Here is a 25728-nt window from a genome sequence, read left to right as displayed (position 1 = left end):
GAGAAATCAGGGTGTTTGTGAGCCTTGCCAACCATAGGGACGGAAATGAGTGAGTCAACATGAGCGAAGTATGAGCAAGATTCGCACCATGAAAAATGCCGTTCACTTGCTTAAGTGAACGGCATTACCGCGTTGCGGGGCTTTGTCGCGTAGCGCTCAGGCCGGGGCGTAGAGGCTTTCTATCATTGCGCGGCAGCGTTCGGCAATGACTTTGCGGCGCAGCTTCAGCGTGGGCGCCAGTTCGCCGGCGTCAACGCACCAGGGCTTGTCGATCAGGGTGAATTTCTTGATGTGTTCCCAGTTGCCGAAGTAGCGGTTGAAGCGCTTGATCTCGCGGTCTATCAACTCGACGATCTTGGGGTGGCAGCTCATCTCGCTGTCGGTGGTGTAGGCGACGCCGTGCTCGGCGCACCATTCCTTCAGTTTCTCGAAGAGCGGGACAATCAGCGCCGCCGCGTATTTCTGACCGTCGCCCACCACCATGATCTGGTCGATGAAGGCGGATTCCTTCAGCTTGTTCTCCAGCGCTTGCGGCGCTATGTATTTGCCGTTGCTGGTCTTGAACATTTCTTTTTTGCGGTCGGTGATGCGCAGGTAGCCATGCTCCAGCACGCCGATGTCGCCGGTGTGCAGCCAGCCGTTGTTCAGCGCTTCGGCGGTGAGTCCCGGCTCCTTGTAATAGCCGAGCATGACATTGTCGCCGCGCACCAGGATTTCGCCGTCGTCGGCCAGGCGCACTTCCACGCCGGGCAGGGGCAGGCCCACGCTGCCGATCCGGGTGTCCCGGGCGTTGAAGGGGTTAGCGGAGATCACCGGCGCGGATTCGGTCATGCCGTAACCTTCCGCTACAGAAACGCCGCAGGCCCAGAACAGGCGCGCCAGCCGCGGTTGCAGCGCGGCGGAGCCGACATTGATCCATTTGAGCTCTCCGCCCATGGCCGTCCGCCATTTGCGGTAAACCAGCTTGTCGGCCAGCGCGTGTTTGGCGGCTTCCAGCGGCGAGCGCCGCGCATTGGGGTCGAAGCGTTCGGCGCGCTCCACCGCCCATAGATAAAGACGACGTTTGAGGCCGCTGAATTCGCGCGCCTTGCCCACCAGCTTGTCGTGCACTTTCTCCAACACGCGCGGCACCGCGCTGAAGGTATGCGGACGGATGTCGGCGAGGGCGGAGGATAGACATTCCACGCTGGAGAAATAGACCCCGGCGCTGCTGTACATATAGTAGAACACTCCGGCGCGCTCGAAGATGTGCGACAGCGGCAAAAAGCTCAGCGCGCGGCATTCTCCGTGAGGCAGACGGGTGAACTCCGCGGTGGCGATGACGGTGCTGAGCACGTTGCGGTGAGACAGCATCACGCCTTTGGAGCGTCCCGTGGTGCCGGAGGTATAAATGATGGTGTAGACGTCGTCCGGCTGAATGGCGTCGCGGCGGCGTTCCAGCTCGGCTTGACGCTCCGGTTTGGCCAGCGCCAGGATCTCGGTCCAGGACGGGCAGCTTTCGATCTGGGCCAGGCCGTAGATCGGACAGCTGAATTTGCCCAGCGCCTCATGCAATTTGCGTTGCAACGCGGCATTGCCGACGAAAGCGAGCTTGACCTCGGCATGAGTCAGGATATAGCGTGCATCATCGAGGGTCATAGTGGGATAGAGCGGCACGCTGACGGCGCCGATTTGTTGCAACGCCAGATCGGCGAGCACCCATTCGATGGAGTTATCGGCGGCGATGGCGACTTTGTCGCCGCTGGCGATGCCTAATTCCAACAGTCCCAGACTGAAGCGGTTGACGCTGTCCGCAACTTCCTCGGTGGACAGCCTGCGCCATTCCTTGCCGGCCTTGGCGGCGAGGCAGTCGGTGCGCGGGTGGCGTGCGAGTTGGCGGGGCAGGATGTCAAATACGCGTTCTAGCTTCATTCGTACAATTGTTTGAATGCGAAACGCTGCAAAATAGTCCTAAAGCGCGTGGATGTAAAGCCAAAGCTGCTAAAAATTTAGTCAAGATCAAGGGAGTAGCCGCCATTTTTGCAGTGGTTTCCTTGAAGTTTTCGAAAAATGATGAAAGAGTCATGGCCGCGGGGCGCTAGGAGCTTGATTGCGGTCAGTTTGTCGGACAATGTAGGCAAGTAAGTGATTTTTTGAGGAAAAGCCGTGAAATTTGCAACCAGATCCATTCATGCCGGCTATGACAACGCAGATCATGGCAAGGCGGTGATGCCGCCTGTGTATCAGACTTCGGTGTTCGAATACGGGCATGTGGGCGAATCCATGCCCTTTGTTTATGCCCGTACCGGCAATCCCACGCGGGCGGCGCTGGAGGCCTGCCTGGCCAGCCTGGAAAACGCCCGCCACGGCCTGGCCTTCGCCAGCGGCATGGCGGCCATCGACGCGGTGTTGCGCGCTTGTCTGAAGCCGGGCGACGAGGTGATCGCGGTGGCGGATCTGTATGGCGGCGCTTACCGCTTGCTAAGCAAGGTGATGGAGCCGGCTGGCGTCAAGGTCACTTTCGCGGACTTGAGCGATAGCCGGAGCTTGTCGGCGCTGATCAGCGCGCGGACCAAGCTGCTGTGGCTGGAGTCGCCCACCAATCCGTTGTTGGGCATGGTGGACATCGCGGAGTTGTCCAAGATCGCGCACGCCCACGGCTCGCGAGTGGCGGTGGACAGTACTTTCGCCACGCCTTATCTGCAGAACCCGCTTGATTTGGGCGCCGACATCGTTGTGCATTCCGCCACCAAGTACTTGGCCGGCCATTCCGACGTCCTGCTGGGCCTGGCGGCGGTCAACGACGATGCTTTGCATCACGAGATCAAATTCATTCAGAACGCGGCCGGCGCGGTGCCGGGGCCGCAGGATTGTTTCCTGACCCTGCGCGGCATCAAGACCTTGCATCTGCGCATGGATCGCCATTGCGACAACGCGGAGCGGGTGGCGAATTACCTGCAATCGCACCCCAAGGTGGAGCGGGTGTTCTTCCCGGGGCTGCCGGAGCATCCGGGTCATGAGCTGGCCCGTCGGCAGATGCGCCGCTTTGGCGGCATCGTCAGCATCTGGCTGAAGGACGACCATCGTGAGGCGGCCAGCAGATTGGCGGAGCGGCTGCGCTTGTTCGCGCTGGCCGAATCGCTGGGAGGGGTCGAATCGCTGATCAATCACAGCTATACGATGTCGCACGGCGGCATGCCGCCCGAGCAAAAGGCCCGCTTGGGGATCCGCGAAGGCGGGGTGAGGCTGTCTATAGGCATAGAAGACATCGAGGACATCCTAGCCGATCTGGAGCAGGCTTTGGCGGACTGATTGGAGAGCGCTTCTGAACAGCGCAGTCTTTCAACCGACGCCCGCGCGGGCGTAATCTGAGGATAAATATGGCTTCCGCTTTGTGCCGTCGCTGGCAGTTGCGCACCCCTTTGATTCAGGCGCCGATGGCGGGAGGCGCCACCACCCCGACCTTGGTGGCTTCGGTCAGCCAGGCCGGCGGCCTGGGTTTCCTGGCGGCGGCGTTGCTGCCGCCGGAACACCTGATCGGCGAGGCCGCCGCGGTGCGGCGCCTCACGGACAAGCCTTTCGGCATCAATCTCTTTGTACAGGACGATCCCGTTCCCAGCAGGGAGGCCTTGGAACAGGCGTTGGCATGGCTGGCGCCGCTGCACCGGGAGCTGGGGCTGCCGGCGCCGCAAATTCCGGAGCGCTTTTGCGAGCCGTTCGCACGTCAGTTCGAAGCGCTGTTGGAGGCTAAGCCGGCGGTGGCCAGCTTCACCTTCGGCATCCTCAACCGCAATCAGCTCAAATTGTTGAAGCAGGCCAAGATAGACGTGATCGGCACCGCCACCAATATGGCGGAAGGGTTGGCCTGGGCCGAGCTGGGCGCTGACGCGATCTGCGCCCAGGGCCGGGAAGCGGGCGGCCATCGCGGCACCTTCATCGGGCGGCCGCAGGACAGCCTGCGCCCCACGCTGTCGCTGGTTTATGAACTGGCGCAGAACCAACCGCTGCCGGTGATCGCCGCAGGCGGCATCATGCATGGGCGAGATATCGCCGCCTCGATGCGCCACGGTGCGCAAGCGTGCCAGTTGGGCACCGCGTTCTTGCGTTGTCCGGAGTCCGGCATTTCCGCCTTGTGGAAAAGCGAGCTGGCCAAGGCCGCTCCCGGCGGCACCCGTTTGACCCGAGCGTTTTCCGGGCGCCACGCGCGCGGCCTGAGCAACCGTTATATGGAGTTGATGGCCGACAAGGAAGACCTGGTGCCGGCTTATCCTGTGATGAACGCCTTGACCGGGCCCTTGCGCGCCGCGGCAGCCAAGGCCGGGCTGAGTGATTTTCTGTCCTTGTGGGCCGGGGAAAACGCGGCCGCCGGCCGCGAGCTGCCGGCGGGGCAACTGGTCGCCGCGCTGCATGAGGAATGGTTGGCCGCCTATCGTTGAGCGCTGCGGCGGCGCAGGCTTGAAGGCGTAGCCGATCTGGAGGACAATACTTGAGTGATTTACTTGGGTATTGGCGAACAATGGATACAGCGATCGAAGAGAAATACACGGTTCAACCCATTTTGTGGTTGCGGCGCTGGGCGGACAATCTGCTCAGCTTCCGCTTGCGGCGTCCGGACGCCTATCGTTTTGAGCCAGGGCAGTTTGCGCGTTTGGGCTTGCCGCTGGGCGATCATGGCGGCCAAGTTTGGCGGGCGTACTCGATGTGTTCGGCGGTGACCGACGAGTATCTGGAGTTCTATTCCATCGTGGTGCCGGAAGGCCAGTTCAGTTCGCGTCTGGCGCAGTTGCAAGTGGGCGCAGAAGTGATGTTGGACAAGAAGGCGATGGGCTTCTTCCTGGCGGACCGGCTGCCGGCGAGCAAGGATCTATGGCTGCTGGCTACCGGTACTGGTTTGGCGCCGTATCTGTCGATTCTGCAGGATCCGGGTCAGTGGCGGCGTTTCGAGCGCATCGTGCTGGCGCACTGCGTGCGACGCGCCGAGGAGCTCAGCTACCAGGATTTCATCGCCGCTTTACGCGAGCATCCACTGTGGGACGAGCACGGCCATAAATTGCAATACCTGCCCATCGTGACGCGCGACGCGCCGGAAGGCGTGTTGGACGAGCGTATACCGGCCTTGCTGGCCAATGGACGTTTGGAGCGGGCGGCGGGGCTGGCGATGTCGCCGGAAGACTCGCGCTTCATGATCTGCGGCAACCCGGCCATGGTGGAGGACACCCATAGGCAACTGATGAAGATGGGCTACCGGATGAGCCGGCAAAGCGCGCCCGGCCACCTGGTCTTGGAGAACGGCTGGTAGCCGTTACGCTCCAACAGGCCTACAAGGCTTTGCTCATGAACAGGCTGAGCGGATCGGGAACGTAGGCGCCGAATGGAGGACAGGGGCTGAAGCCGGCGCGTTGGTACAGGCCGATGGCCTCTGGCTGCGATACCCCGGTTTCCAGCTTCAGCGTGGATAGGCCGGCGACGCGGGCCTCCTCCTCCAGGCGGGCCAGTAGTGCCTGGGCCACGCCTTTGCCGCGTTGGGACGGAGCCACGAACATGCGTTTGATTTCGCCGCAATCCTCATGCTGCACCAGCGCGGCGCAGCCGACCGCCACGAGCTTCTCGTCGCGGGCAACGATGAAGCGTACCTGAGGTCGCTCCAGCGCCGCTGGGTCCATCAGATGATTGCTTTCTGCCGGATAGAGGGCGGCTTGGTATTCGTCCAGTTGGCGGATTAGCTCCAACACATCGTGTTGCCGCGGTGATTCCAATTGCAGATGCATGGCGTTTTTACTTGTTGGCGTTGGCGAGCAGAGTGCCGAACAGCAGGAAGGTCATGCCGCCGGCTTTGTTCACCCATTTACCGCCGCGCTCGCTGGTCAGCCAGCGCCGCGCACGTTGCGCGGTCAGTGCGTACACGGTGTGAATCAGGATGATCAGGCTGCTGAAAGTGCCGACCAGTAATAGGAATTGCGGCGCGTAGGCGCCTTGGATGTCGATGAACTGCGGGAAGATGGATAGAAAGAAGAAGATGGATTTGGGATTGGTCAGCTGTACCGTCATGCCTTCTCCAAAGCGTCGGGCAAAACCGCGCGGCTGGGTTTGAATCTCATCAAAGCGGAAAGCCGGCGCGCGAAGCAATTTGACGCCCAGATAAAACAGATAAGCGGCGCCTATCCATTTCATCATGGTGAAAGCCAGCGCCGAGGCCGCCAGCAACAGGCCGAGGCTGGTGGCCGACACGCCGGCGACGATGAAGGAGCCGCAGGCGGTGCCGAGAATGCCGCTCATTGTGCCGCGTAGGCCGAAGCGCAGAGAATTGGTCAGGGTCATCAAAATGCCGGGGCCGGGACTGAGTACGGTGGCCGCCGCCATCAGTAGATAAAGCGGATAGTGTTGCATGAGGATTGTTCTGGTTGGGAGCAGGCCCTTAGTCTACTCAGGGTTCGCCATCGATGACAACGTTGTTCCGCGCGGCGCAGGGGCCGCGTAGTTTCGGAGAACGAACTATGACGATACGCGTGGTGCAATTGGGCAGTCCGCGTCACCCGCAGGAGGGCACTCGCATCGGCACGGTGCGGAGGCCGCCGCGCGGTGTGCCCAAGGAGGCGTTTGCCAGCGGTGATTGGTACGACGTGTGGTTTCCCAACCTGGCGCCCAGCGCGGAGCTGGTGAAACAGGCGCAGGCGGCGCAGAGCCCCGCCGAATGGCAGGCGTTTGAGCGGGCGTATCGCGCGGAGATGAAGGCGCCGGCGCAAAGCCGCGAGCTGGATTTGCTGGCGGCGCTGTCGCACGGTAGTCACTTTTCCATAGGCTGTTACTGTCAGGACGAGGCGCGCTGCCACCGTTCGGTGTTGCGAGCCTTGCTGCGGGAGCGCGGCGCGGCGCTGGATTGAGGCTTTGATTCCGTCGGGCCGGCTTGTATCATATCCATCTGTATTTATTCGGAATGTCCGTCATGCCTGATTTGTCTACGTTATTGTTGTTCAGCCTCGCCTGCGTCGCGCTCGCGGCGACGCCGGGTCCGGATATGCTGTTGATCGCCAGTCGCAGCGCCAGCCAGGGGGGCAGGGCCGGCTTCGCCACCTTGGCGGGCATCCAGATGGGTACTTACTGCCACGCTCTGGCGGCGGCCTTCGGCTTGGCGCAGCTGTTCGCGCATGCGCCGCTGGCCTACGATGCGGTGCGCATCGCCGGCGCCGCCTATCTGTTCTACCTGGCCTGGACCACACTGCGAAGCGGCAGCGTGTTAAGCGTCCCAGGCGCGGCGAGCGCGCAGTCTATGCCGCGCATCGTGGCCCAAGGTCTGATCACCAACCTGCTTAACCCCAAGATGGCGCTTTTCGTGTTGGCTTTGTTCCCCCAATTCGTGCACCCGTCCGCGGGGCCGGTTTCCCTGCAGATCATGGTGTTGGCGACCTTGCTGAACGCGATTGGCCTGCTGATCAATGGCGCGATCATCTTGGCGGCCAGCCGTTTCGGACGCGCGCTTGGCGACAAATTGGGAAGCAGCCGGCTGCCGCAATGGCTGCTGGCGTCTGTGTTTGGCGGGCTGGCTTTGCGGCTGGCGCTGGCGAGCAAGGACTGAAACCTGTTTACGATCTGCTACGCGTCGTGGAGCGTTACACGGTGAGTACGTCTTCAAAATGCTCATGTACCGTGTGTACCCTCCGCTTTTTCAGCCGCAACGCCTTGTCTCGCCCTAGCTGCGAGATCGTAAAGAGGTTTTGAGGCATCACGCGCCGCGCTTGGCCCAGGGCAATATCAGTTGCGCGATGACGCCGCCGTTGGCGGCGTTTTGCACGTGGAGCTTGCCGCCTTGGGCCCGCGCCAAGGTCTCGCAGAGCGGCAAACCCAGGCCCATGCCGCGAGAGCGGGTGGTGAAGAAGGGCAGGAAGATCTTGGGCAGAATGGTGTCGGGAATCCCCGGGCCATTGTCCATGACTTTGAAACGATAGTTGTGCCCGTCGCTTTCGCCGCTGATCACGATGCGGCCTCCTTGTTCCTGTAACGCGTCGCAGGCGTTCTGCACCAGATTGTGCAGGATCTGTTCCAGCGCCGTGCGTTCCGCGCGCGGCCATTCATCCGGGCTTAAGTTATGCCATTCCAGAGTGATGTTTTGGTTGGCTAGTTCGGCCTGGCGTAGGAACAGTAGGGAGCTCACCAGGGCATCTGGGTCCAGCGGTGTGGTTTCCGTGGCTTTGGGATGAGCTAGCAGGCGGCTGAGCCGACTGATTAAGGCGGCGGCGCGGCGCGCTTGCGCGCCGGTGGCGAGCAGGGTGTCGCGCGCGGCTTCGCGTTGCGAGGGCTCGTCCAGCGTCCGTTCCAGCTGGCGTGTATTGGCGATGATGGCGGTCAGCGGCGGATTCAATTCCTGCGCCAGCCCGGCCATCATTTCATTCAGGGTATTGAGCCGGGCTTGAGCGGCCAGACGGTCCTGCTGTTGCTGGCGCTGTTGAGAAGCGCGTTGCCTATGCCTGGCGTACAGGGCGACGGCGACGGCGGCGAGCAGCGCGTTCCACAGCAGGATTTCCATCCAGGGCAAGCTGTCCCAACTCAAGGCGGTGCGGCTGGACAGGCGGAAGGGTTGGCTGGCGCTGGGCAGCTTGCGGTCCAGGCTCAGATCCCAATCATTGGCAGACGCGCCGGCCTTGCGTTGCAGCAGTTCGATGCGGTGGCCGCGCAATTGCAGCGAGATGTTTTCCAGCGGCTCGGGCAGTTCGGCTTGGACCAGCATGCGCAACGGGTCGATCAACAGCGCCCAGCCGTCCGGGCTTTGCAGCCAGTAGCGTTGTTGCGCGTCGAAGCCGAGCAGGGTCTGGCCTTGTTGCTGGGCTTGCCACAGCAAGGCCAGCGGCGGACGCAGGCCGCTGGGATCGCCATGCCATTGCTGTTGTCGCCAAAAACCGATGGCGCTCAGCTGAGGCATGGCGGTTTGCAGGCGCTTGAGCATGTCGGCGGGCAAACGGCTTTGTTCCGAAGCGGCCAGGGTGGCCAGCACCGCATCGTGTTGCGAAGCTTTCTGGCTCAGCAGGCGCAGGGTAATGAAGGATTCCTGGCGGAAGCGCTGTTCCAATGCGCCAAACTGGCGCCAGCCCAGCCATAGGCAACCCGCCAGGCTGAGCAAGAGCCAGGCGGTGAGGGCGTAGCGGCGGTCCAATGACATCATGGCGGCGATTATCGCACGCCGCCGCGAGCGCGCCAGCCTGGTGTGTTAAGGATTATTGTGTAGAAATTGTGCGGCGGCGCACTGGCCGAGCGCCGCCGCCGTTCCTCATTTCACACAGTCGACGCAGTAGATCTTGCGGCCGTTAAGATCCGTCGCCACCAGCCCATGCACATCCGTCTCGAAACCGGGCAGCTCGCGGTTGAAGTCCTGGGCGAAGCGCAGGTAGTCGACGATGGTCTTGTTGAAACGCTCGCCGGGAATCAGCAAGGGGATGCCCGGCGGATACGGCGTCAGCAGCACCGCGGTGACGCGGCCTTCCAGCTGCTCCACCGGCACGCGTTCGATCTCGCGGTGGGCCATCTTGGCGAAGGCGTCGGCTGGGCGCATGGCCGGCTCCATTTCCGATAGATAGATCTCCGTGGTGATACGCGCCACGTCGTGCTGGCTGTAGAGCAGGTGGACGCGCTGGCACAGATCGCGCAGGCCGACGCGCTCGTATTGCGGGTATTTGGCGATGAACTCCGGCATGACCCGCCACATCGGCTGGTTCTTGTCGAAGTCGTCCTTGAACTGCTGCAAGAGGGAGATCAGCGTATTCCAGCGGCCCTTGGTGATGCCGATGGTGAACATGATGAAGAAGCTGTACAAGCCGGTTTTTTCCACCACGACGCCGTGTTCGGTCAGATACTTGGTGACGATGGCGGCGGGAATGCCCATCTCTTCGAAGCTGCCGTCCACATCCAGGCCCGGCGTCAGCACCGTGGCCTTGATCGGGTCCAGCATATTGAAGCCGTCTTCGATGCCGGCGAAGCCGTGCCAGCGTTCATTCGGGCGTAGTTGCCACTCGGCGGGGTCGCAGATGCCGTCGTCGGACAGGTCGTCCGGTCCCCAGACGCTGAACCACCAGTCGCGGCCGTACTCCTCGTCCACCTTGCGCATGGCGCGGCGGAAGTCCAGCGCCTCCACCAGCGATTCTTCCACCAAGGCCTGTCCGCCCGGTTGTTCCATCATCGCCGCCGCCACATCGCAACTGGCGATGATGGAGTATTGCGGGCTGGTGGAAGTGTGCATCAGATAGGCCTCGTTGAACCAGGCGGTGTCCAGCTGTCGTTGCTCCGGATCTTGCACCAGAATCTGCGAGGCTTGGCTGATGCCGGCCAGCAGCTTGTGGGTGGACTGGGTAGAGAAGATCAGGCTGTCTTTGCAACGTGGCCGGCCTTCGCCGATGGCGTGGAAGTCGCCGTAGAAATCGTGGAAGCTGGCGTGCGGCAGCCAGGCTTCGTCGAAGTGCAGGGTATCGACCTCGCCGTCCAGCAGATGCTTGATTTCCTCGACATTGTAAAGAATGCCGTCGTAGGTGGACTGGGTCAGCGTCAGGATGCGCGGTTTGGCCCGCGGGTTCTTGGCCAGCGCTTCGCGGGCGAAGGGATTGGCCTGGATTTTCTTCTTGATGTTGTCGAGCTGAAATTCGGACTTAGGAATCGGGCCGATGATGCCGTAGTGGTTGCGCGTCGGCATCAGGAAGACCGGGATGGCGCCGGTCATCATGATGGCGTGCAGATTGGATTTGTGGCAGTTGCGGTCCACCAACACGATGTCTCCGGCCGCCACGCAGCTGTGCCAGACGATTTTGTTGGAGGTGGAGGTACCGTTGGTGACGAAGAACAGGTGGTCGGCGTTGAAGATGCGCGCGGCATTGCGTTCCGAGGCGGCGATGGGGCCGGTGTGGTCCAGCAGCTGGCCCAGTTCGTCCACCGCGTTGCAGACGTCGGCGCGCAGCATGTTTTCGCCAAAGAACTGGTGGAACATCTGGCCCACCGGGCTTTTCAGGAAGGCGACGCCGCCGGAATGGCCGGGGCAGTGCCAGGAGTAGGAACCGTCGTGGGCGTAATCCACCAGCGCGCGGAAAAACGGCGGCGCCAGGCTGTCCAGATAGCTCTTGGCTTCACGGATGATGTGGCGGGCGACGAACTCCGGCGTGTCTTCGTGCATGTGGATGAAGCCGTGCAACTCGCGCAGGATGTCGTTGGGAATGTGGCGCGCGGTGCGGGTTTCTCCGTACAGATAGACCGGGATGTCCGGGTTGCGGCGGCGGATTTCCGCAACGAAGCCGTAGAGCTTGCCCAGCGCTTCCTGCGCCGCGTCTTCGGTGTGGAATTCCTCGTCGTCTATGGACAGGATGAAGCCGGCTGCGCGGCTTTGTTGCTGGGCAAAGGAGGTCAGGTCGCCGTAGCTGGTGTAGCCGATCACGCTCATGCCTTCCGCCTCCATGGCGGCGGCGAGTTCGCGGATGCCGGAGCCGCTGGTGTTTTCCGAGCGGAAGTCCTCGTCGATGATCACGATGGGGAAATGAAAACGCATACCTGAGTCCTTGTTGCTGTTAACTCGGACACGCGAGGGGGCGGGACGCGGATGGGCCGTCGGCTCGCCGTGGGCGAGGGCCGAAGCCGCGGGCACCTGTAACCCTTTGCGGTGTCACTCGGTGCGCGTTGGGGCGCAGTTCTGTACGCACGGGCAGACCGGGGTCCGTCGCCGCCATGGAGGCTGGCCTTGAGGCGCGAATAAAAACAGGGCGCTTTGCGCCGCGGTCCGTAGTCGGCTCGCGCTGTGCTGTCTGCGCGGGCGGCACGTCTGCCGGCCTGGAGAACATCCCAAGAAAGCGCGCATTTTAGACCTTTTGCTTGTCATGTTGTTGCGCAGCAAAATTTTTTCCGCGAAAAAAACGCCTGACGGCGGCCAGGCGCGATGCGGCGGCGATGTCTTGGGGACATCAGCCCAAGTCAACGGATTGTTTTTAATCGCATTTGTCCTGGGGCGAGCCATCTTGTTCGCCAGCCGGCGCGGCCGGCGGCGGCTGTTGTTTTTTGCCACGCCTGGCCCAGTACAAGCCCAGAGCCTTGGCGACGATGGCGCCGCCGCTGAGCAGCAGCAAAAAGAGCAAGGGCGCGGCCACCAGCCAGGGGAAGAAGGCGATCAGTCCGGCGAAGATCAGCAGCGCCATGCCTATGGTCAGGAAGGCGGATGCCTCGCTGGCGTCGACATTGCGGGTGCCGCGTACCACCACGCCCAGCGCGTCGCCGATCCGCGCCGCTTGCCGCGCGGCGGCGCTGGCGCCGCTGAGGGCGGCGGTATGTGGCGGCAGCAGCAGGCCGTGATAGTCCTTGGGTCGCGGCTTGGTCAGCGTCGGGCGGCGGCGCTGGCCGGCCAGAATCACTTCGGTGGCGTGGTCCAAATCCTGCAGGAACCGCTCGGCCAGCTTTTCCGCCAAGGCCTGGTCCTCCACCGCCACGTCCAGTTCTCGGTTGGCCAGCCAACTGGAGAGGTTGAGATTGGTGGAGCCGATGCGCGCCCAGCGTCCGTCCGCCACGGCGGTTTTGGCGTGGATCATCGGGCCGTCCCATTCGAAAACGCGAACGCCGGCTTCCAGCAGCGGGCGGTATTGGGTGCGCGACACGGTGGCGATCCAGCCGATGTCGCTGGAGCGAGGCACCAGCAAGCGGACGTCGACGCCGTCGCGCGCGGCCTGTTTCAGCGCGGTCAGATACATGCTGGTGCCCATGAAGTAGGCGTCGGTCAGCCACAAGGTGCGCCGGGCGAAGCAGGCGATCAGCAAATCCAGCCGCATCATTTGCGCGGTGGCGGGCGTGGTGGCGATCAGGCGCGCCGCCACCGCGCCGCAGTTCTCCGGCGGCGGCGGAGTTATCCATTCCGCGGGCAACGGGCCGCCGCAGCTGGCCCAGCTGTCGGCGAAGGCGGCCAGGGCGTCGGCCGCCAGCGGCCCGCTAAATTTGACGCCGGTATCGCGCCAGGGCTCTTGGCCGCGCTCCGGGCGACCTTCCCAACTGGAACTGATGCACAAGCCGGACACGAAGACGGTTCGGCGATCGATCACGATCAGTTTGCGGTGATTGCGGCCCAGCATGCTGAGGCCAGCGGTCAGCGATGGCGGGTTGTAGGCGCGCAGCTCCGCTCCCGCGGCCTGCAAAGGTTTGAAGAAACCACCCAGATGCGTTTTCCAGCTGCCTAGCCAGTCGTAAAGTATGCAGACCTTCACTCCGGCGCGCGCGCGTTCGATCAGCAGATCCCGGATTCGCAGGCCAAACGCGTCGTTGGCGAAGATGTACATTTCTATGAACACCGATTCCCGGCTGTCGGCGATGGCTTGTTCCCAAGCCGGGAAATTTTCCACGCTGTCGTAGAGCAATTCCAGGTGATTGCCGCCTACCAGCGGGGCGCCGGCGGAGCGGGAAAACGCCTGCTCGGCCAAGTGGCGGATCAGTTCCTGATTGGCGGGGTGAGGGGACAGAATGGGCATTATATTTGGCTATTGTTTGACAATATACTTAATTCGATAGAAATGGCCATTTTGGATGTCCTTGACAAGGCGGCTTGACAGTCGTTTTATTGAACGTTCACGTCACAAAATCACAATTAATCTGTCGCAAAAATACGATTTTTCGACATCGAGAAATTAAAAAATCCGCTGTAACATAATGATTTTTATCGTCTAATGCGGTGCACAAAAACCGGTTGCAGGGTCAAGCTCCTTGCCCTTAGAATCGAAACATTCGTTTCACATTATAAGCAGGACAAAGCTATGGACAGACAACGCTGGCTACAGGGCACCCTGTACCATCCGGACTTCGAGCAGGACAGCTGCGGTTTCGGCTTGATCGCCCAGCTTGACGACAAACCCAGTCACTGGCTGGTGGATACCGCCATTTCCTCGCTGGCCAAACTGACTCATCGCGGCGCCGTGGCCGCCGATGGCAAATCCGGCGACGGCTGTGGCCTGCTGTTTCGCAAGCCGGACGGTTTTTTGCGCGAAGTTGCCGCTGAGGCCGGCTTGACGCTGAAGCCAGTGTACGCCGCCGGCCTGGTGTTCCACCATCCCGAGCCGGAACAGGGGGAGCGCAGCTTGCGCCGTCTGCGCGAGTTCCTGGAATCTCAAGGCTTGGAGGTGGCGGGTTTCCGACAGGTTCCCACTGACGACAGCGCCTGTGGGGAGGCGGCCTTGGCCTCGCTTCCCGCCATGGTCCAGGTCTTTGTTAACTGTCCATTCGGCATGGATGAATTAATGTTCCAGCGCCGTTTATATATGGGTCGTCGCCAGGCTGAGAAAGCCAATAAGGCTGACGACCCGTTTTTTTATCTGCCGACTTTATCGCCGCACACCCTGTCCTACAAAGGCCTGGTGACGCCGGAGAACCTGCCCAAGTTCTTCCTGGATTTGAACGACTCCCGTTTCGAGTCCAGCCTGGCCGTGTTCCATCAGCGCTTCTCCACCAATACCTGGCCGCAATGGAAGCTGGCGCAGCCCTTCCGTTTCCTTGCCCACAACGGCGAAATCAACACCGTGCAGGGCAACCGCCATTGGGCGCGCGCGCGCGAGCGCATCATGGCGTCTCCGCATCTGGACATGGACGCGGTGCGTCCCATCGTGCAGACCGATGGTTCCGACTCGATGTCGCTGGACAATATGCTGGAAGGCCTGCTGATGGGCGGCATCCCGCTGTTCCGCGCGCTGCGCCTACTGGTGCCGCCAGCTTGGCAGAACGTCGACTCCACCGACAAGGACTTGCGCGCCTTCTATGAATTCAACTCCATGCATATGGAGCCGTGGGACGGCCCGGCCGGCATCGTGCTCACCGATGGCCGCTACGCCGCCTGCATGCTGGACCGCAATGGCCTGAGGCCGGCTCGCTGGGTGCTGACCCGGGACAATGTGCTGACCATCGCCTCCGAAGTAGGCGTGTGGGACTACCAGCCTGAAAACGTGGTGCGCAAGGGCCGGGTCAAGCCGGGTCAGCTGTTCGCCGCGGACTTGGCCACCGGCGAGCTGTTGCTGCCGGAGGAAATCGACGCCCAACTCAAGAGCGCCAAGCCGTATCGGCAATGGATCAAGGACAGCGCCAAATACCTGGAGTTGTCGATCGAAGACGACGCCGGAGTCGAGCCTTTGTCCAAGGACGAACTGGCGCGTTTGCAAAAGCTGTTCAATATCAGCTTTGAAGAGCGAGACCAAATCCTGCGCGTGTTGGCCGAGGACGGCCAGGAGGCGGTGGGCTCAATGGGGGACGATACGCCGATGGCGGTGCTGAGCCGGAAAGTGCGCTCGCCCTTCGATTATCTGCGCCAGCAATTCGCCCAGGTGACCAACCCGCCTATCGACCCCATCCGCGAAGCGGTGGTGATGTCGCTGAACACGGTGTTCGGGCCGGAACGCAATATGTTCGAGGAGAGCGCCGAGCACGCCAAGCGGCTGGAAGTGCGCTCCCCGGTGCTGTCGCACGAGAAATTCACCCGCGTCACCACGCGGCCGGAGCCTTATCTGAAGGCGACGACCTTCGACCTGTGCTACGACCCCAGCGAAACCGATTTGCGCCAGGCGCTGGAAACGCTGACCCGGCATGTCGTGGACGCGGTCAAGGAGGGCACGGTCATCGTGGTGCTGTCCGATCGTCATGTGACGGCGCAGCGCCTGCCCATCCCGGCCTTGTTCGCCACCGGCGCGGTACATCATGCGCTGATCGACAGCGGCCTGCGTTGCAAGACCAATATCCTGGTGGAAACCGGCACGGTGCGCGACGCGCACCAGATGGCTTGCATCATTGGCTACGGCGCCACCGCGGTCTACCCCTATCTGGCTTATCAAAGCATCATCGAGCTGGTGCAGAGCGGCGAGGTCAAACTCAAGCTCAACGAAGCCTTGCAGCACTATCGCAAGGGCATCAACAAGGGCTTGCTCAAAGTGCTGTCCAAGATGGGCATTTCCACCATCGCCTCCTATCGCGGCGCGCAGCTGTTCGAAGCCGTGGGCATCCACGAAGAGGTGGTGGAGCTGTGCCTGAAGGGCACGGTGTCGCGAGTGTCCGGCGCGGGTTTCGCCGACTTCGAGGACGATCAGCGCAAGCTGGCGCGTTTCGCCTTCAACCCGATGCGGCCGATCTCACACGGCGGCTTGCTCAAGTACGTGCATGGCGAGGAATATCACGCTTACAACCCCGATGTGGTGACCTTGCTGCAAAAGGCGGTGCAGAACGATGACTACCAGATCTATCAGCAATACGCCGAGGCGGTGAACCAGCGCCCGGTGGCGATGCTGCGCGACCTGATGCAGGTGCAGCCGCTGGGCGAGCCCATTTCTATCGACGAAGTGGAGCCGGTGGAAGCCATCCTCAAGCGTTTCGACTCCGCGGGCATGTCGCTGGGCGCTTTGTCGCCGGAAGCGCATGAAGCGCTGGCGATCGCGATGAACCGTCTGGGCGGTCGCTCCAACTCCGGCGAAGGCGGCGAAGACGCCGCGCGCTACGGCACCGAGAAAATGTCCAAGATCAAGCAAGTGGCTTCGGGGCGCTTCGGCGTCACGCCGCATTACCTGGTCAATGCCGAAGTGCTGCAGATCAAAGTGGCGCAAGGCGCCAAGCCAGGCGAAGGCGGCCAGTTGCCTGGCGACAAGGTGTCCGGCCTGATTGCGCGGCTGCGCCACGCCAAGGAAGGCATCAGCCTGATCTCACCGCCGCCGCACCATGACATCTACTCTATCGAAGACCTGGCGCAACTGATTTTCGACCTCAAGCAGGTCAATCCGTCCGCGCTGGTGTCGGTCAAACTAGTGGCCGAGCCCGGCGTCGGCACCATCGCCGCCGGCGTGGCCAAGGCCTACGCCGACCTGATCACTATTTCCGGCTACGACGGCGGCACCGGCGCCTCGCCGTTGACCTCGGTCAAATACGCCGGCTCCCCATGGGAGCTGGGCCTGTCCGAGGCGCAACAAGTGCTGCGCGCCAACGGCCTGCGCGGCCGAGTGCGGGTACAGACCGACGGCGGCTTGAAGACCGGCCTGGACGTGATCAAGGCGGCGATGATGGGCGCGGAGAGCTTTGGCTTCGGCACCGGCCCCATGGTGGCGCTGGGCTGCAAATACCTGCGCATCTGCCATCTGAACAACTGCGCCACCGGCGTCGCTACCCAGGAAATCAAGCTGCGCTCCAAGTACTTCACCGGCTTGCCGGAAATGGTGATGAACTATTTCCTGTTCATCGCGCGCGAAACCCGCGAGTGGATGGCCAAGCTGGGCGTGCGCAATATGGAAGAGCTGATCGGTCGGATGGACTTGCTGAGCCTGGCTGCCGGAGACACCGACAAGCAGCAGAAGCTGGACCTGTCGCCGCTGCTGTCGCAAGGCCGGGTGCCGGACAGCGAGCCGCGTTTCTGCGTCAGCGCCAGCAATCCCTCTTTCGACAAGGGCGAATTGGCGGAATCCATTCTGCAGGATGCCTTGTCCGCCATCCACAATAAGCAGATGCTGGAACTGAGCTACCCGATCGAGAATACCCACCGCTCCATCGGCGCGCGCCTGTCCGGCGAGATCGCCCGCGTTCACGGAGCATCTGGCTTGCCGTTCGGCTGTCTCAAGATCAAGTTCAGCGGCAGCGCCGGGCAAAGCTTCGGCGTATGGAACGCGTCCGGTCTGCACCTAGAACTGGAAGGCGACGCCAACGACTATGTGGGCAAGGGCATGGCCGGCGGCCGGGTGACCATCTATCCGCCCAAGAACGCGGGATACCGGGCGGGCGAGTCCATCATCATCGGCAATACCTGTCTGTACGGGGCTACCGGCGGCCAGTTGTTCGCCGCGGGCGTGGCGGGCGAGCGTTTCGGCGTGCGCAACTCCGGCGCGCTGGCCGTCATCGAAGGCGCCGGCGACCATTGCTGCGAATACATGACCGGCGGCACGGTCATCGTGCTGGGCGAAACCGGCTACAACTTCGGCGCCGGCATGACCGGCGGCTTTGCCTTCGTCTACGACCCGAATGAGAAATTCGCTTATCGCTATAACAACGAGCTGATCGACATCCACCTGATCAACGGCGAAGCCATGGGCATGTATCGCGCCTATCTATTGGAGAAGATCGCCAAGCACGTTGAATTGACCGGTTCCGAGACGGCCAAAGCGATGCTGGAGAACTTCGACGATTACGTCGATTACTTCTGGCTGGTCAAACCCAAGGCGGCCAAGCTCGACAGCCTGCTCAAGGATTAAGACGCGCAAGGCGGAGCGGCCCTTGCGCCGTCCCGCCAATACCTCATTCAAAACCCGAGCGCCTGCGGGCGACGGGCCTAGCAAGACAGGAAACAACCATGAGCGATGTTTTCCAATTCATGAAGCTTTCACGCAACCCCGGGGACAAGGTGGACGCCTCGGTGCGCAAGATCGAATTCAAAGAAATCTACCAGCCGTTACACAGCGTGGACGCGGCCGACCAGGCCGGCCGCTGCTTGTCCTGTGGCAACCCGTACTGCGAATGGGAGTGCCCGGTGCACAACTACATCCCCAACTGGCTGAAACTGGTGGAGGAAGGGCGCTTGTTCGAAGCGGCGGAAATGTCGCACAAAACCAATAGCCTGCCGGAAATTTGCGGCCGGGTTTGTCCACAAGATCGTTTGTGCGAAGGCGCGTGCACCCTGAACCAGGGCGGCTTTGGCGCGGTTTCCATCGGCAGCATCGAGAAATACATTACCGACGAGGCCTTCAAGGCCGGATGGCGTCCTGATATGTCCAAGGTGGTGTGGACGGACAAGAAGGTCGCGGTAATCGGCGCCGGCCCGGCCGGCCTGGCCTGTGCCGACGTATTGGTGCGCAATGGCGTCAAGGCGGTGGTGTTTGACCGCTACGAGGAAATCGGCGGCCTGCTGACCTTTGGCATTCCAGAGTTCAAGCTGGAAAAATCCGTGATTAAGCGCCGCCGCGAGATTATGGAGGGCATGGGGGTGGAGTTCGTGCTCAACACAGAGATCGGCAAGGATGTCCAGATAGAAGAATTACTGGAGCAATACGATGCCATCTTCATGGGTATGGGCGCGTACAAGTATATGAAGGGTGGCTTTTCTGGAGAGGATTTGCCCGGAGTGTTGGAAGCCCTGCCTTACTTGATCAATAATGTGCGCCAAGGACTGGGCACGCTGCCGGAGGGCGAAGAGCCGATCACGATGCAAGGCAAACGCGTCGTGGTGTTGGGTGGGGGGGATACCGCGATGGACTGCAACCGTACCGCGATACGCCAGGGTGCCAAGAGCGTGATCTGCGCTTACCGACGCGATGAGGCGAATATGCCGGGCTCCAAGCGCGAGGTCGCCAACGCGCGCGAAGAAGGTGTAGAGTTTTTGTGGAATCGGCAGCCGCTGGGAATTGAGTTACGGCCTGACGGGACGTTGGAGGTAAAACTGGCTGAGACGCGTTTGAGTGAACCTGACACGAAGGGGCGGCAAACTCCTATTATAGTCCCTGATAGCGGGGTAGAGCTGGAGTGTGATCATGTGATCATTGCCTTTGGTTTTCAGGCGGAAAGCGCAACATGGGGGAGAAGGTTGGGCATAGCGATTGCCAACAATGGTCGGACCTTGACAGCACAAAGCGTGTATAAGTGCCAGACTAGCCATAGTAAAATTTTTGCCGGGGGAGATATGGTGCGAGGAGCGGACTTGGTTGTGCGTGCTGTATTTGATGGCAGGCAGGCCGCGGAAGGAGTTCTAACTTATCTGGCGGTATGGTAAATTTCATCCCTCACTTTGCTAGTGTAAGAAATCAAAGGGCTGTAGATAAAGGCATATGATAATACTCCTCATTCATTGAGGAGTATTGTTTATAGGGGGGGCTGCTTTTATAATATTTTTCTGTTTTGATAAATTAAGTTTTCAATGTGGCTTTTCATCAATAGATGAGTGTTTTTGAATTGTTGTCCGCTGTGTTTATGTTTTTAATGATTTGGGGCTTGGTTCATTAGGTGAAATTAGTTGGTTGTTTACCATTTTTTGTACCTGATTAGATAGAGGTCTGTAGGGTTTGAGTTAGGAGTCACCCAGGTAAGAACGCAATAGGTGATTTCTCTTGGCGTATCGGGGGGGCTTTCATGAAAGTGAAGTGTTAGTGCTGATTCTTAGGCAAGTGCTTTTTTTGAGAGAGTCGGTGGGTTTTGTTTGCCAATATTTAATGCTGTACTGTTTCTGTAGGCTTAGACCTGACGTGAGGCTTTGATGTAAGGGGAAAGTTAGGGGGGGCTACTTTTCTGTATAAACTGGGAATGAGTAGTGGCTAATATAAAGTCTCGTTTTTTTGCCAGCTTTGTCGCCAATTTGATTAGAAGCGTGGCGACTGTCGCTACGGGTATTTTACTTGCACGTTGGTTAGGACCTACAGACTACGGGCGAATGTCTTTTCTGCTTGCAGCCTTTACCGCCCTCCGTGGCATGTTGGATCTAGGTAGCTCAACCGCATTTTTTACCCTGCTCTCTCGTCGTCAGCGCAGTAAGAGATTCATCGCAGTCTTTTGGGGGTGGATTGCGATTCAGTTGGTAGTGGCGTTACTATTCCTGCTTCTATTGATGCCAGACTCCTTGCTTGGGATTTTGTGGGCCGGAGAGTCCCGTTCAGTTTTGGCTTTGGCTTTCTTGGCCGCGTTCATGCAAGGAACGGTATGGACATTGGCTGCACAGATGGCCGAAGCAAGCCGGCAAACGATCCGAGGTCAGCAGATCAACACATTAGCCGTCATGCTCCACTTGATTGTGGTAATTGCATTGGCATTATTGGGCAAGTTAGCCATCACTTTAGTGTTTGTCGTGCTAATTATCGAATGGGCAATTGCTGCATGGTTTGCGTCTCGCTTGTATGTGTCTTCAAAAGTAAGTTTGACAGAAGGGGCTGCTGAGTCAGACACACCGAAGAGCATGTTCCGGGAATTCTTTGTGTATTGCGCGCCATTGATACCAGTGATGCTCCTCGGCTTTGTGCATGATTTTGCGGATCGTTGGATGCTGCAGACATGGGGAGGGGCCAAGGAGCAAGCTTATTTTAGCGTTGCACAGCAGTATTCAGCTGTGGCGTTGCTGGCAACCGTCTCTGTACTGCGTATCCTGTGGAAAGAGGTTGCTGAAGCACACCATCAACAAGACATGCAGCGACTGAAGGCGCTATACCAGCGTGCTTCACGACTATTGTTTTTTGTGGGAGCATTTGTGGCGGGAGGGCTTCAACCTCTGGCTCCTGAGATTCTACGGGTGACGGTTGGGCAAGACTATCTGAGTGGAACGACGGCGATGGCCATCATGCTGCTTTACCCGGTACATCAGTCAATGGGGCAGATTGGTGGAACGATGCTGTTCGCGACAGGACATACAAGAGTATATGCTTTGTCAGGTTCGCTTGGTATGTTGGTGAGCTTGGTTGCCGCATATCTTGTGCTTGCTCCAAACAACGCGGCTGTACCTGGCCTGCAGTTGGGGGCAAATGGCTTGGCTTTAAAGTTAGTTTTTGTTCAAATATTTTCTGTGAGCTTTATGGCTTGGATGATCGCACGTACTTTTGGATGGCATTTTGACTGGAAATACCAAATTTTTGCTTTATTAGGATGTGTGGGCTTAGGGTGGTCTTCCCATTTGGCTGTTTGGAGTCTTCTCGGCGAAAATGGGTCTTTGTTTTTAAAGCTCCCATTGATGGCTTTGCTGTATATTGGGTTGGTGAGTTTATATGTTTATTTTTCTCCTTGGTTGCTGTCAATGACGAGGAGTGAATTAAAAGTGGGCTTAACTAGGCTTAAAGCGCTGGTGAAGCTGAAGTGATTTGAAATCTGACTAAATGTAGATAGGTATTATGCTAAATCAAAAATCTATTCTTATTACCGGGGGTACTGGTTCATTTGGACACACTTTTGTTCCAATGACCTTAAAAAAGTACAATCCCAAGCGTCTTGTTATTTATTCCCGTGACGAGATGAAGCAGTGGGAAATGGCTAAACTGTACAAAGATGATGAACGTGTTCGTTTTTTCATCGGAGATGTTCGGGATAAAGATCGTTTAGCACGAGCTCTAACGGGTATTGATTGCGTAGTACATGCCGCAGCGACCAAGATTGTGCCAACCGCCGAGTATAATCCATTTGAGTGTGTAAAAACAAATGTTACTGGTGCAATGAACCTTATCGATGCATGTATTGATAAGGGAATTAATAGAGTAGTTGCGCTCTCGACGGATAAGGCGAGTAGTCCAGTTAATCTGTATGGCGCTACCAAGTTGGCATCGGACAAGCTTTTTGTCGCAGGCAATTCATATGCAGGAAGTCAGGATACTCGTTTCGCAGTAGTCCGCTATGGCAATGTGATGGGGTCACGTGGATCTGTTATTCCTTTCTTCATGTCGATTCGTGATCAAGGTGTCTTGCCGATTACCGATCCCAGAATGACTCGTTTTATGATCTCTCTTGAACAAGGGGTCGAGCTTGTTTGGCATGCGTTCGAAGATATGGTCGGTGGTGAGATTTATGTCAAAAAGATCCCATCGATGAAAGTCACCGATCTTGCTGGAGTAATTGCACCAAATGCTAAGCAAGAGACTGTTGGTATTCGTCCTGGTGAAAAGTTGCATGAACAGATGATTGGTGCTGAGGATGCATTTTATACCTATGAATATCCTGAGCATTTTAAAATACTTCCTGCAATTCATAATTGGGATCAAGACAGTAATCGCATTAAAGACGGCAAGCGTGTTCCTGAAGGCTTTAGTTATACCAGTGACAACAATACTGAGTGGATGTCTGCGGAAACACTGCATGATTGGATTGATACTAATCACGAAAAAATAGGGAGCATCTAAATATGATCCCATATGGTCGCCAAGAAATTACCCAAGCAGACATTGATGCGGTGATTGACGTACTGCAGTCTGATTTTCTTACACAAGGGCCAATGGTCCCGCGTTTCGAGCAGGCGATAGCGAACCATGTGGGAGCCACATATGCATTGGCGGTGAATAGTGCAACAGCAGCATTGCACTTGGGGTGTCTTGCGCTCGAATTGGGACCTGGTGACTGGCTGTGGACAAGCCCAATTACTTTTGTAGCATCAGCCAATTGTGCCCGATATTGTGGAGCCAATGTGGACTTTGTCGATATCGACTCACAAACCTATAATATGTGCCCCCAAGCTCTCGAGCGAAAATTGCTGCTAGCAGAGAGAGAGGGGAGGCTTCCTAAAGTTGTTGTGCCTGTTCACCTGTGCGGTCTATCGTGTGATATGGCGGCTATTTATGCATTGGGCAAGCGCTTTGGCTTTAGGATTATTGAAGACGCATCACATGCGGTTGGCGGGAAGCATAAAGAAGATTTCATCGGTAGCTGTCGTTATAGTGATATCGTTGTTTTTAGCTTCCATCCAGTTAAAATTATCACTACTGGCGAAGGAGGGATGGCTCTGACTAATGACCGCTCCTTGGCCAACAGAATGGAACTCCTTCGAAGCCACGGTATTACCCGAGAAATTGAAAAAATGACTCATGCCCCAGATGGGGCTTGGTATTACCAGCAAATTGATTTGGGATTTAACTATCGTATGACCGAGCTGCAAGCTGCGCTCGGTCTTAGTCAGGCTTCTCGTTTAGATGAGTATGTGGCGCGCCGCCATGTACTTGCATGTCGATATGATGAACTATTGGCGAAACTGCCTGTGATTACGCCATGGCAGGGGCCGGATAATTATTCAGGCTTGCATCTTTATGTTATTCGTATTTGCTTAAATATGGTTAAAGTATCACATAAAACCGTATTTGATGTTCTTAGAAAAGAAGATATTGGTGTTAACTTGCATTATATTCCTGTGTATAAGCAGCCCTATTACCAAGAGTTAGGCTATGAGCCTAGTAATTTTCCTGAGGCTGAGAAGTACTATTCAGAGGCAATCAGTCTGCCAATGTATCCGACTCTGACTGAAGTGCAGCAAGATAAAGTTGTGGCTGCCTTGCATAAGGCTCTCCAGTTATGAAACTGGCAGTTATCCCTGCTCGTGGGGGCAGCAAGCGTATTCCCCGTAAGAATATAAAAGATTTTCATGGTTTGCCCATGATTGCTTACGCAATTCGTGCCGCTTTGGATAGTCAAATTTTTGATCGGGTGCTGGTCTCCTCCGATGATGCTGATATCATTGATCTAGCTCGGGGATATGGAGCAGAAACACCTTTTATACGTCCTGCTGCACTGGCCTGTGATCATACTCCGACTGTACCTGTTATCGCACATGCGATTCAAGATTGTGAAAAGAATGGTTGGCGTGCAAAAGAAGTGTGTTGCATCTATCCGGCAGTTCCTTTCATTTCGACGGAGGATATTGTGCAGGCATACAATATTTTATGTGAAGGGCGGAGCCATTACGTTTTCCCTGTTGCACCTTTTCCGTCACCGATACAGCGTGCCCTCCGGCGTACAGAAGATGGATACGTTCAACCTTTCCAAGCTGAATATACAGAAGTTAGGACTCAGGATCTTGAATCAGGCTTTTTTGACGCAGGGCAGTTTTACTGGGGTAAAGCCGAGGCGTGGTTAAAAGGGCAGAACATTCATCTGCACGGCCGCACAATCGTGATTCCTGAATGGCGAGTAGTAGATATTGATACTCAGGCAGATTGGGAGCGGGCAGAGCTGCTCTATACCGCTTATCGCAGTAAGGGACTCTAGTGAAGTTCGCTTTTCGTGCTGATGCATCGGTAACTATAGGTACTGGCCACGTTATGCGGTGCCTGACTCTGGCGGAGCGTTTGCGTTCTTTCGGGGCCGACTGCACTTTTCTGACAAGAGAACATGAAGGGCATTTACATCCACATATAGAGGCGAGAGGTTTTAAATCTTTATTGCTGGCGCCTGGCGTCGCAGTGAATCGATCACTGACAAAGAGTGTGGACTACCGAGCCTGGTTAGGCGTTGAGCCATTGAAAGATGCGATGGAGACACTGACCTGTATTGGAGATGAATACTTTGATTGGATGGTGGTTGATCACTATGGCTTAGATGCGGTGTGGGAGTGTGCAATGCGCTCTCGATTCCGCTATTTACTAGCGATTGATGACTTGGCAAATCGGCCGCATGCAGTTGACTTGTTATTAGATCAAAATCTAGGCAAAACCCCTATGGCCTATAATGGCCTTGTTCCAAGCACATGCATATGTATGACGGGTCCGCAATTTGCATTACTACGCCCGGAGTTTGCCGCTGTGCGTGAAAAGAGCCTGGCAAGGAGGAAACTAAGTACGGTCAGGCGGCTATTAATAACCATGGGTGGAGTTGATGCTGAAAATGCGACAGGTGCTATTTTGGATGCACTTGCATTATTTGAAAAGTTTTTTGAGCTACACGTGACGGTTGTTTTAGGGCCGAGTGCCCCTTGGCGAAATCAAGTGATCGAGCAGGCGAGAACTTTACCATTTCCTGCGGAAGTGCTTGTAAGTGTTAAGCACATGGCTGAGCTGATGTGTGAAGCGGATGTTGCAATAGGTGCTGCAGGTAGTACTTCTTGGGAAAGGTGCTGTCTTGGCCTCCCATCAGTTCAATTAGTGTTGGCGGATAATCAACGTCCCATCGCAGAGGCGCTGAGTGCTGCTGGAGCAGCATGCCTTGTTGAAATGAATACACTATCTACAGATTTATACCGCATCTTGGATCAAATTTTTAATGATAACTCCTTGCTTTACATTATGTCAGAGGCTGCGGCTAAAGTGACGGATGGCTTTGGTGCCGAGCGTGTAGCTAGACAACTAGTGAGAGGTTTTTAGC

18 protein-coding genes are annotated in these 25728 nt (G+C 58.0%); 12 read left to right on the top strand and 6 right to left on the bottom strand.

What is annotated here, in order from left to right; genetic code table 11:
• Positions 1-156 precede the first annotated feature (156 nt).
• Positions 157-1911 carry an AMP-dependent synthetase/ligase gene (locus HA052_RS17275; RefSeq protein ID WP_166452834.1) on the bottom strand — a complete coding sequence of 585 codons (1755 nt, stop codon included), beginning with the start codon at positions 1909-1911 and terminating at the stop codon, positions 157-159.
• Between the two features lie 234 nt (positions 1912-2145).
• Here HA052_RS17275 and HA052_RS17270 point away from each other — a divergent pair, with 234 nt between their 5' ends.
• From HA052_RS17270 to HA052_RS17260, 3 genes are all read left to right on the top strand, one after another.
• Positions 2146-3291, top strand: a complete 1146-nt coding sequence (locus HA052_RS17270) for an aminotransferase class I/II-fold pyridoxal phosphate-dependent enzyme (protein WP_166452833.1) — start codon at positions 2146-2148, stop codon at positions 3289-3291.
• A gap of 68 nt (positions 3292-3359) precedes the next feature.
• A complete protein-coding gene (locus tag HA052_RS17265) occupies positions 3360-4415 on the top strand; it encodes an NAD(P)H-dependent flavin oxidoreductase (protein ID WP_081545176.1) in 1056 nt (351 codons plus the stop codon).
• A gap of 80 nt (positions 4416-4495) precedes the next feature.
• Positions 4496-5278 (top strand): ferredoxin--NADP reductase, encoded by a 783-nt coding sequence (locus tag HA052_RS17260; RefSeq protein WP_166452832.1) that lies wholly within the window; start codon positions 4496-4498, stop codon positions 5276-5278.
• Between the two features lie 19 nt (positions 5279-5297).
• Here HA052_RS17260 and HA052_RS17255 read toward each other — a convergent pair whose 3' ends face one another.
• Together HA052_RS17255 and HA052_RS17250 are read right to left on the bottom strand one after the other, a co-directional pair.
• Complete coding sequence (locus HA052_RS17255; RefSeq protein WP_081545178.1) at positions 5298-5747, bottom strand: GNAT family N-acetyltransferase; 450 nt, start codon at positions 5745-5747, stop codon at positions 5298-5300.
• Positions 5748-5754: 7 nt separating this feature from the next.
• Positions 5755-6366 carry a LysE family translocator gene (locus HA052_RS17250; RefSeq protein ID WP_166452831.1) on the bottom strand — a complete coding sequence of 204 codons (612 nt, stop codon included), beginning with the start codon at positions 6364-6366 and terminating at the stop codon, positions 5755-5757.
• Positions 6367-6473: 107 nt separating this feature from the next.
• Here HA052_RS17250 and HA052_RS17245 point away from each other — a divergent pair, with 107 nt between their 5' ends.
• Together HA052_RS17245 and HA052_RS17240 are read left to right on the top strand one after the other, a co-directional pair.
• Entirely contained in the window at positions 6474-6860 is a 387-nt protein-coding gene (locus HA052_RS17245) for a DUF488 domain-containing protein (RefSeq protein ID WP_166452830.1), read from the top strand.
• A 62-nt stretch (positions 6861-6922) separates the two neighbouring features.
• On the top strand, positions 6923-7552 hold the full coding sequence (locus HA052_RS17240) for a LysE family translocator (protein WP_166452829.1): 630 nt from the start codon (positions 6923-6925) through the stop codon (positions 7550-7552).
• A gap of 147 nt (positions 7553-7699) precedes the next feature.
• On the opposite strand, the gene HA052_RS17235 is transcribed toward HA052_RS17240, so the two are convergent.
• The 3 genes from HA052_RS17235 to HA052_RS17225 form a co-directional block, all read right to left on the bottom strand.
• Complete coding sequence (locus HA052_RS17235; protein ID WP_166452828.1) at positions 7700-9133, bottom strand: sensor histidine kinase; 1434 nt, start codon at positions 9131-9133, stop codon at positions 7700-7702.
• A gap of 105 nt (positions 9134-9238) precedes the next feature.
• Positions 9239-11494 carry an arginine/lysine/ornithine decarboxylase gene (locus HA052_RS17230; RefSeq protein WP_166452827.1) on the bottom strand — a complete coding sequence of 752 codons (2256 nt, stop codon included), beginning with the start codon at positions 11492-11494 and terminating at the stop codon, positions 9239-9241.
• Between the two features lie 433 nt (positions 11495-11927).
• Positions 11928-13448 (bottom strand): phospholipase D-like domain-containing protein, encoded by a 1521-nt coding sequence (locus tag HA052_RS17225; protein ID WP_166452826.1) that lies wholly within the window; start codon positions 13446-13448, stop codon positions 11928-11930.
• A gap of 282 nt (positions 13449-13730) precedes the next feature.
• Here HA052_RS17225 and gltB point away from each other — a divergent pair, with 282 nt between their 5' ends.
• From gltB to pseG, 7 genes are all read left to right on the top strand, one after another.
• On the top strand, positions 13731-18179 hold the full coding sequence (gene gltB, locus HA052_RS17220) for a glutamate synthase large subunit (protein WP_166452825.1): 4449 nt from the start codon (positions 13731-13733) through the stop codon (positions 18177-18179).
• 98 nt (positions 18180-18277) lie between these two features.
• On the top strand, positions 18278-19690 hold the full coding sequence (locus HA052_RS17215; protein WP_166452824.1) for an FAD-dependent oxidoreductase: 1413 nt from the start codon (positions 18278-18280) through the stop codon (positions 19688-19690).
• Between the two features lie 534 nt (positions 19691-20224).
• Positions 20225-21754: an oligosaccharide flippase family protein gene (locus HA052_RS17210; protein ID WP_166452823.1), complete on the top strand. Its 1530-nt coding sequence runs from the start codon at positions 20225-20227 to the stop codon at positions 21752-21754.
• A 31-nt stretch (positions 21755-21785) separates the two neighbouring features.
• Positions 21786-22784: a UDP-N-acetylglucosamine 4,6-dehydratase (inverting) gene (pseB, locus tag HA052_RS17205; protein WP_166452822.1), complete on the top strand. Its 999-nt coding sequence runs from the start codon at positions 21786-21788 to the stop codon at positions 22782-22784.
• Positions 22785-22786: 2 nt separating this feature from the next.
• On the top strand, positions 22787-23947 hold the full coding sequence (gene pseC, locus HA052_RS17200) for a UDP-4-amino-4,6-dideoxy-N-acetyl-beta-L-altrosamine transaminase (RefSeq protein WP_166452821.1): 1161 nt from the start codon (positions 22787-22789) through the stop codon (positions 23945-23947).
• Positions 23944-24636: a pseudaminic acid cytidylyltransferase gene (gene pseF / locus HA052_RS17195; RefSeq protein WP_166452820.1), complete on the top strand. Its 693-nt coding sequence runs from the start codon at positions 23944-23946 to the stop codon at positions 24634-24636. Before pseC ends, pseF begins: the two co-directional genes overlap by 4 nt.
• Positions 24636-25727: a UDP-2,4-diacetamido-2,4,6-trideoxy-beta-L-altropyranose hydrolase gene (gene pseG, locus HA052_RS17190; protein WP_166452819.1), complete on the top strand. Its 1092-nt coding sequence runs from the start codon at positions 24636-24638 to the stop codon at positions 25725-25727. The genes pseF and pseG overlap by 1 nt, the downstream gene beginning before the upstream one ends.
• Position 25728 lies beyond the last annotated feature (1 nt).

The sequence above is a fragment of the Chromobacterium fluminis genome (assembly GCF_011602385.1).
Taxonomy (GTDB): Bacteria; Pseudomonadota; Gammaproteobacteria; order Burkholderiales; family Chromobacteriaceae; genus Chromobacterium; species Chromobacterium fluminis.
The sequence above is the reverse complement of the archived record's forward strand: the minus strand, read 5'-3'. Positions and strand labels throughout refer to the sequence as shown.

Excerpts from the sequence above, each read along its gene's own strand:
- HA052_RS17235 (WP_166452828.1), bottom strand. The coding sequence starts at position 9,133 with ATGATGTCATTGGACCGCCGCTACGCCCTCACCGCCTGGCTCTTGCTC.
- HA052_RS17260 (WP_166452832.1), top strand. The coding sequence starts at position 4,496 with ATGGATACAGCGATCGAAGAGAAATACACGGTTCAACCCATTTTGTGG.
- HA052_RS17265 (WP_081545176.1), top strand. The coding sequence starts at position 3,360 with ATGGCTTCCGCTTTGTGCCGTCGCTGGCAGTTGCGCACCCCTTTGATT.
- HA052_RS17225 (WP_166452826.1), bottom strand. The coding sequence starts at position 13,448 with ATGCCCATTCTGTCCCCTCACCCCGCCAATCAGGAACTGATCCGCCAC.
- HA052_RS17215 (WP_166452824.1), top strand. The coding sequence starts at position 18,278 with ATGAGCGATGTTTTCCAATTCATGAAGCTTTCACGCAACCCCGGGGAC.
- HA052_RS17275 (WP_166452834.1), bottom strand. The coding sequence starts at position 1,911 with ATGAAGCTAGAACGCGTATTTGACATCCTGCCCCGCCAACTCGCACGC.
- HA052_RS17240 (WP_166452829.1), top strand. The coding sequence starts at position 6,923 with ATGCCTGATTTGTCTACGTTATTGTTGTTCAGCCTCGCCTGCGTCGCG.
- HA052_RS17230 (WP_166452827.1), bottom strand. The coding sequence starts at position 11,494 with ATGCGTTTTCATTTCCCCATCGTGATCATCGACGAGGACTTCCGCTCG.
- HA052_RS17245 (WP_166452830.1), top strand. The coding sequence starts at position 6,474 with ATGACGATACGCGTGGTGCAATTGGGCAGTCCGCGTCACCCGCAGGAG.
- pseB (WP_166452822.1), top strand. The coding sequence starts at position 21,786 with ATGCTAAATCAAAAATCTATTCTTATTACCGGGGGTACTGGTTCATTT.
- pseF (WP_166452820.1), top strand. The coding sequence starts at position 23,944 with ATGAAACTGGCAGTTATCCCTGCTCGTGGGGGCAGCAAGCGTATTCCC.
- HA052_RS17250 (WP_166452831.1), bottom strand. The coding sequence starts at position 6,366 with ATGCAACACTATCCGCTTTATCTACTGATGGCGGCGGCCACCGTACTC.
- pseC (WP_166452821.1), top strand. The coding sequence starts at position 22,787 with ATGATCCCATATGGTCGCCAAGAAATTACCCAAGCAGACATTGATGCG.
- HA052_RS17255 (WP_081545178.1), bottom strand. The coding sequence starts at position 5,747 with ATGCATCTGCAATTGGAATCACCGCGGCAACACGATGTGTTGGAGCTA.
- gltB (WP_166452825.1), top strand. The coding sequence starts at position 13,731 with ATGGACAGACAACGCTGGCTACAGGGCACCCTGTACCATCCGGACTTC.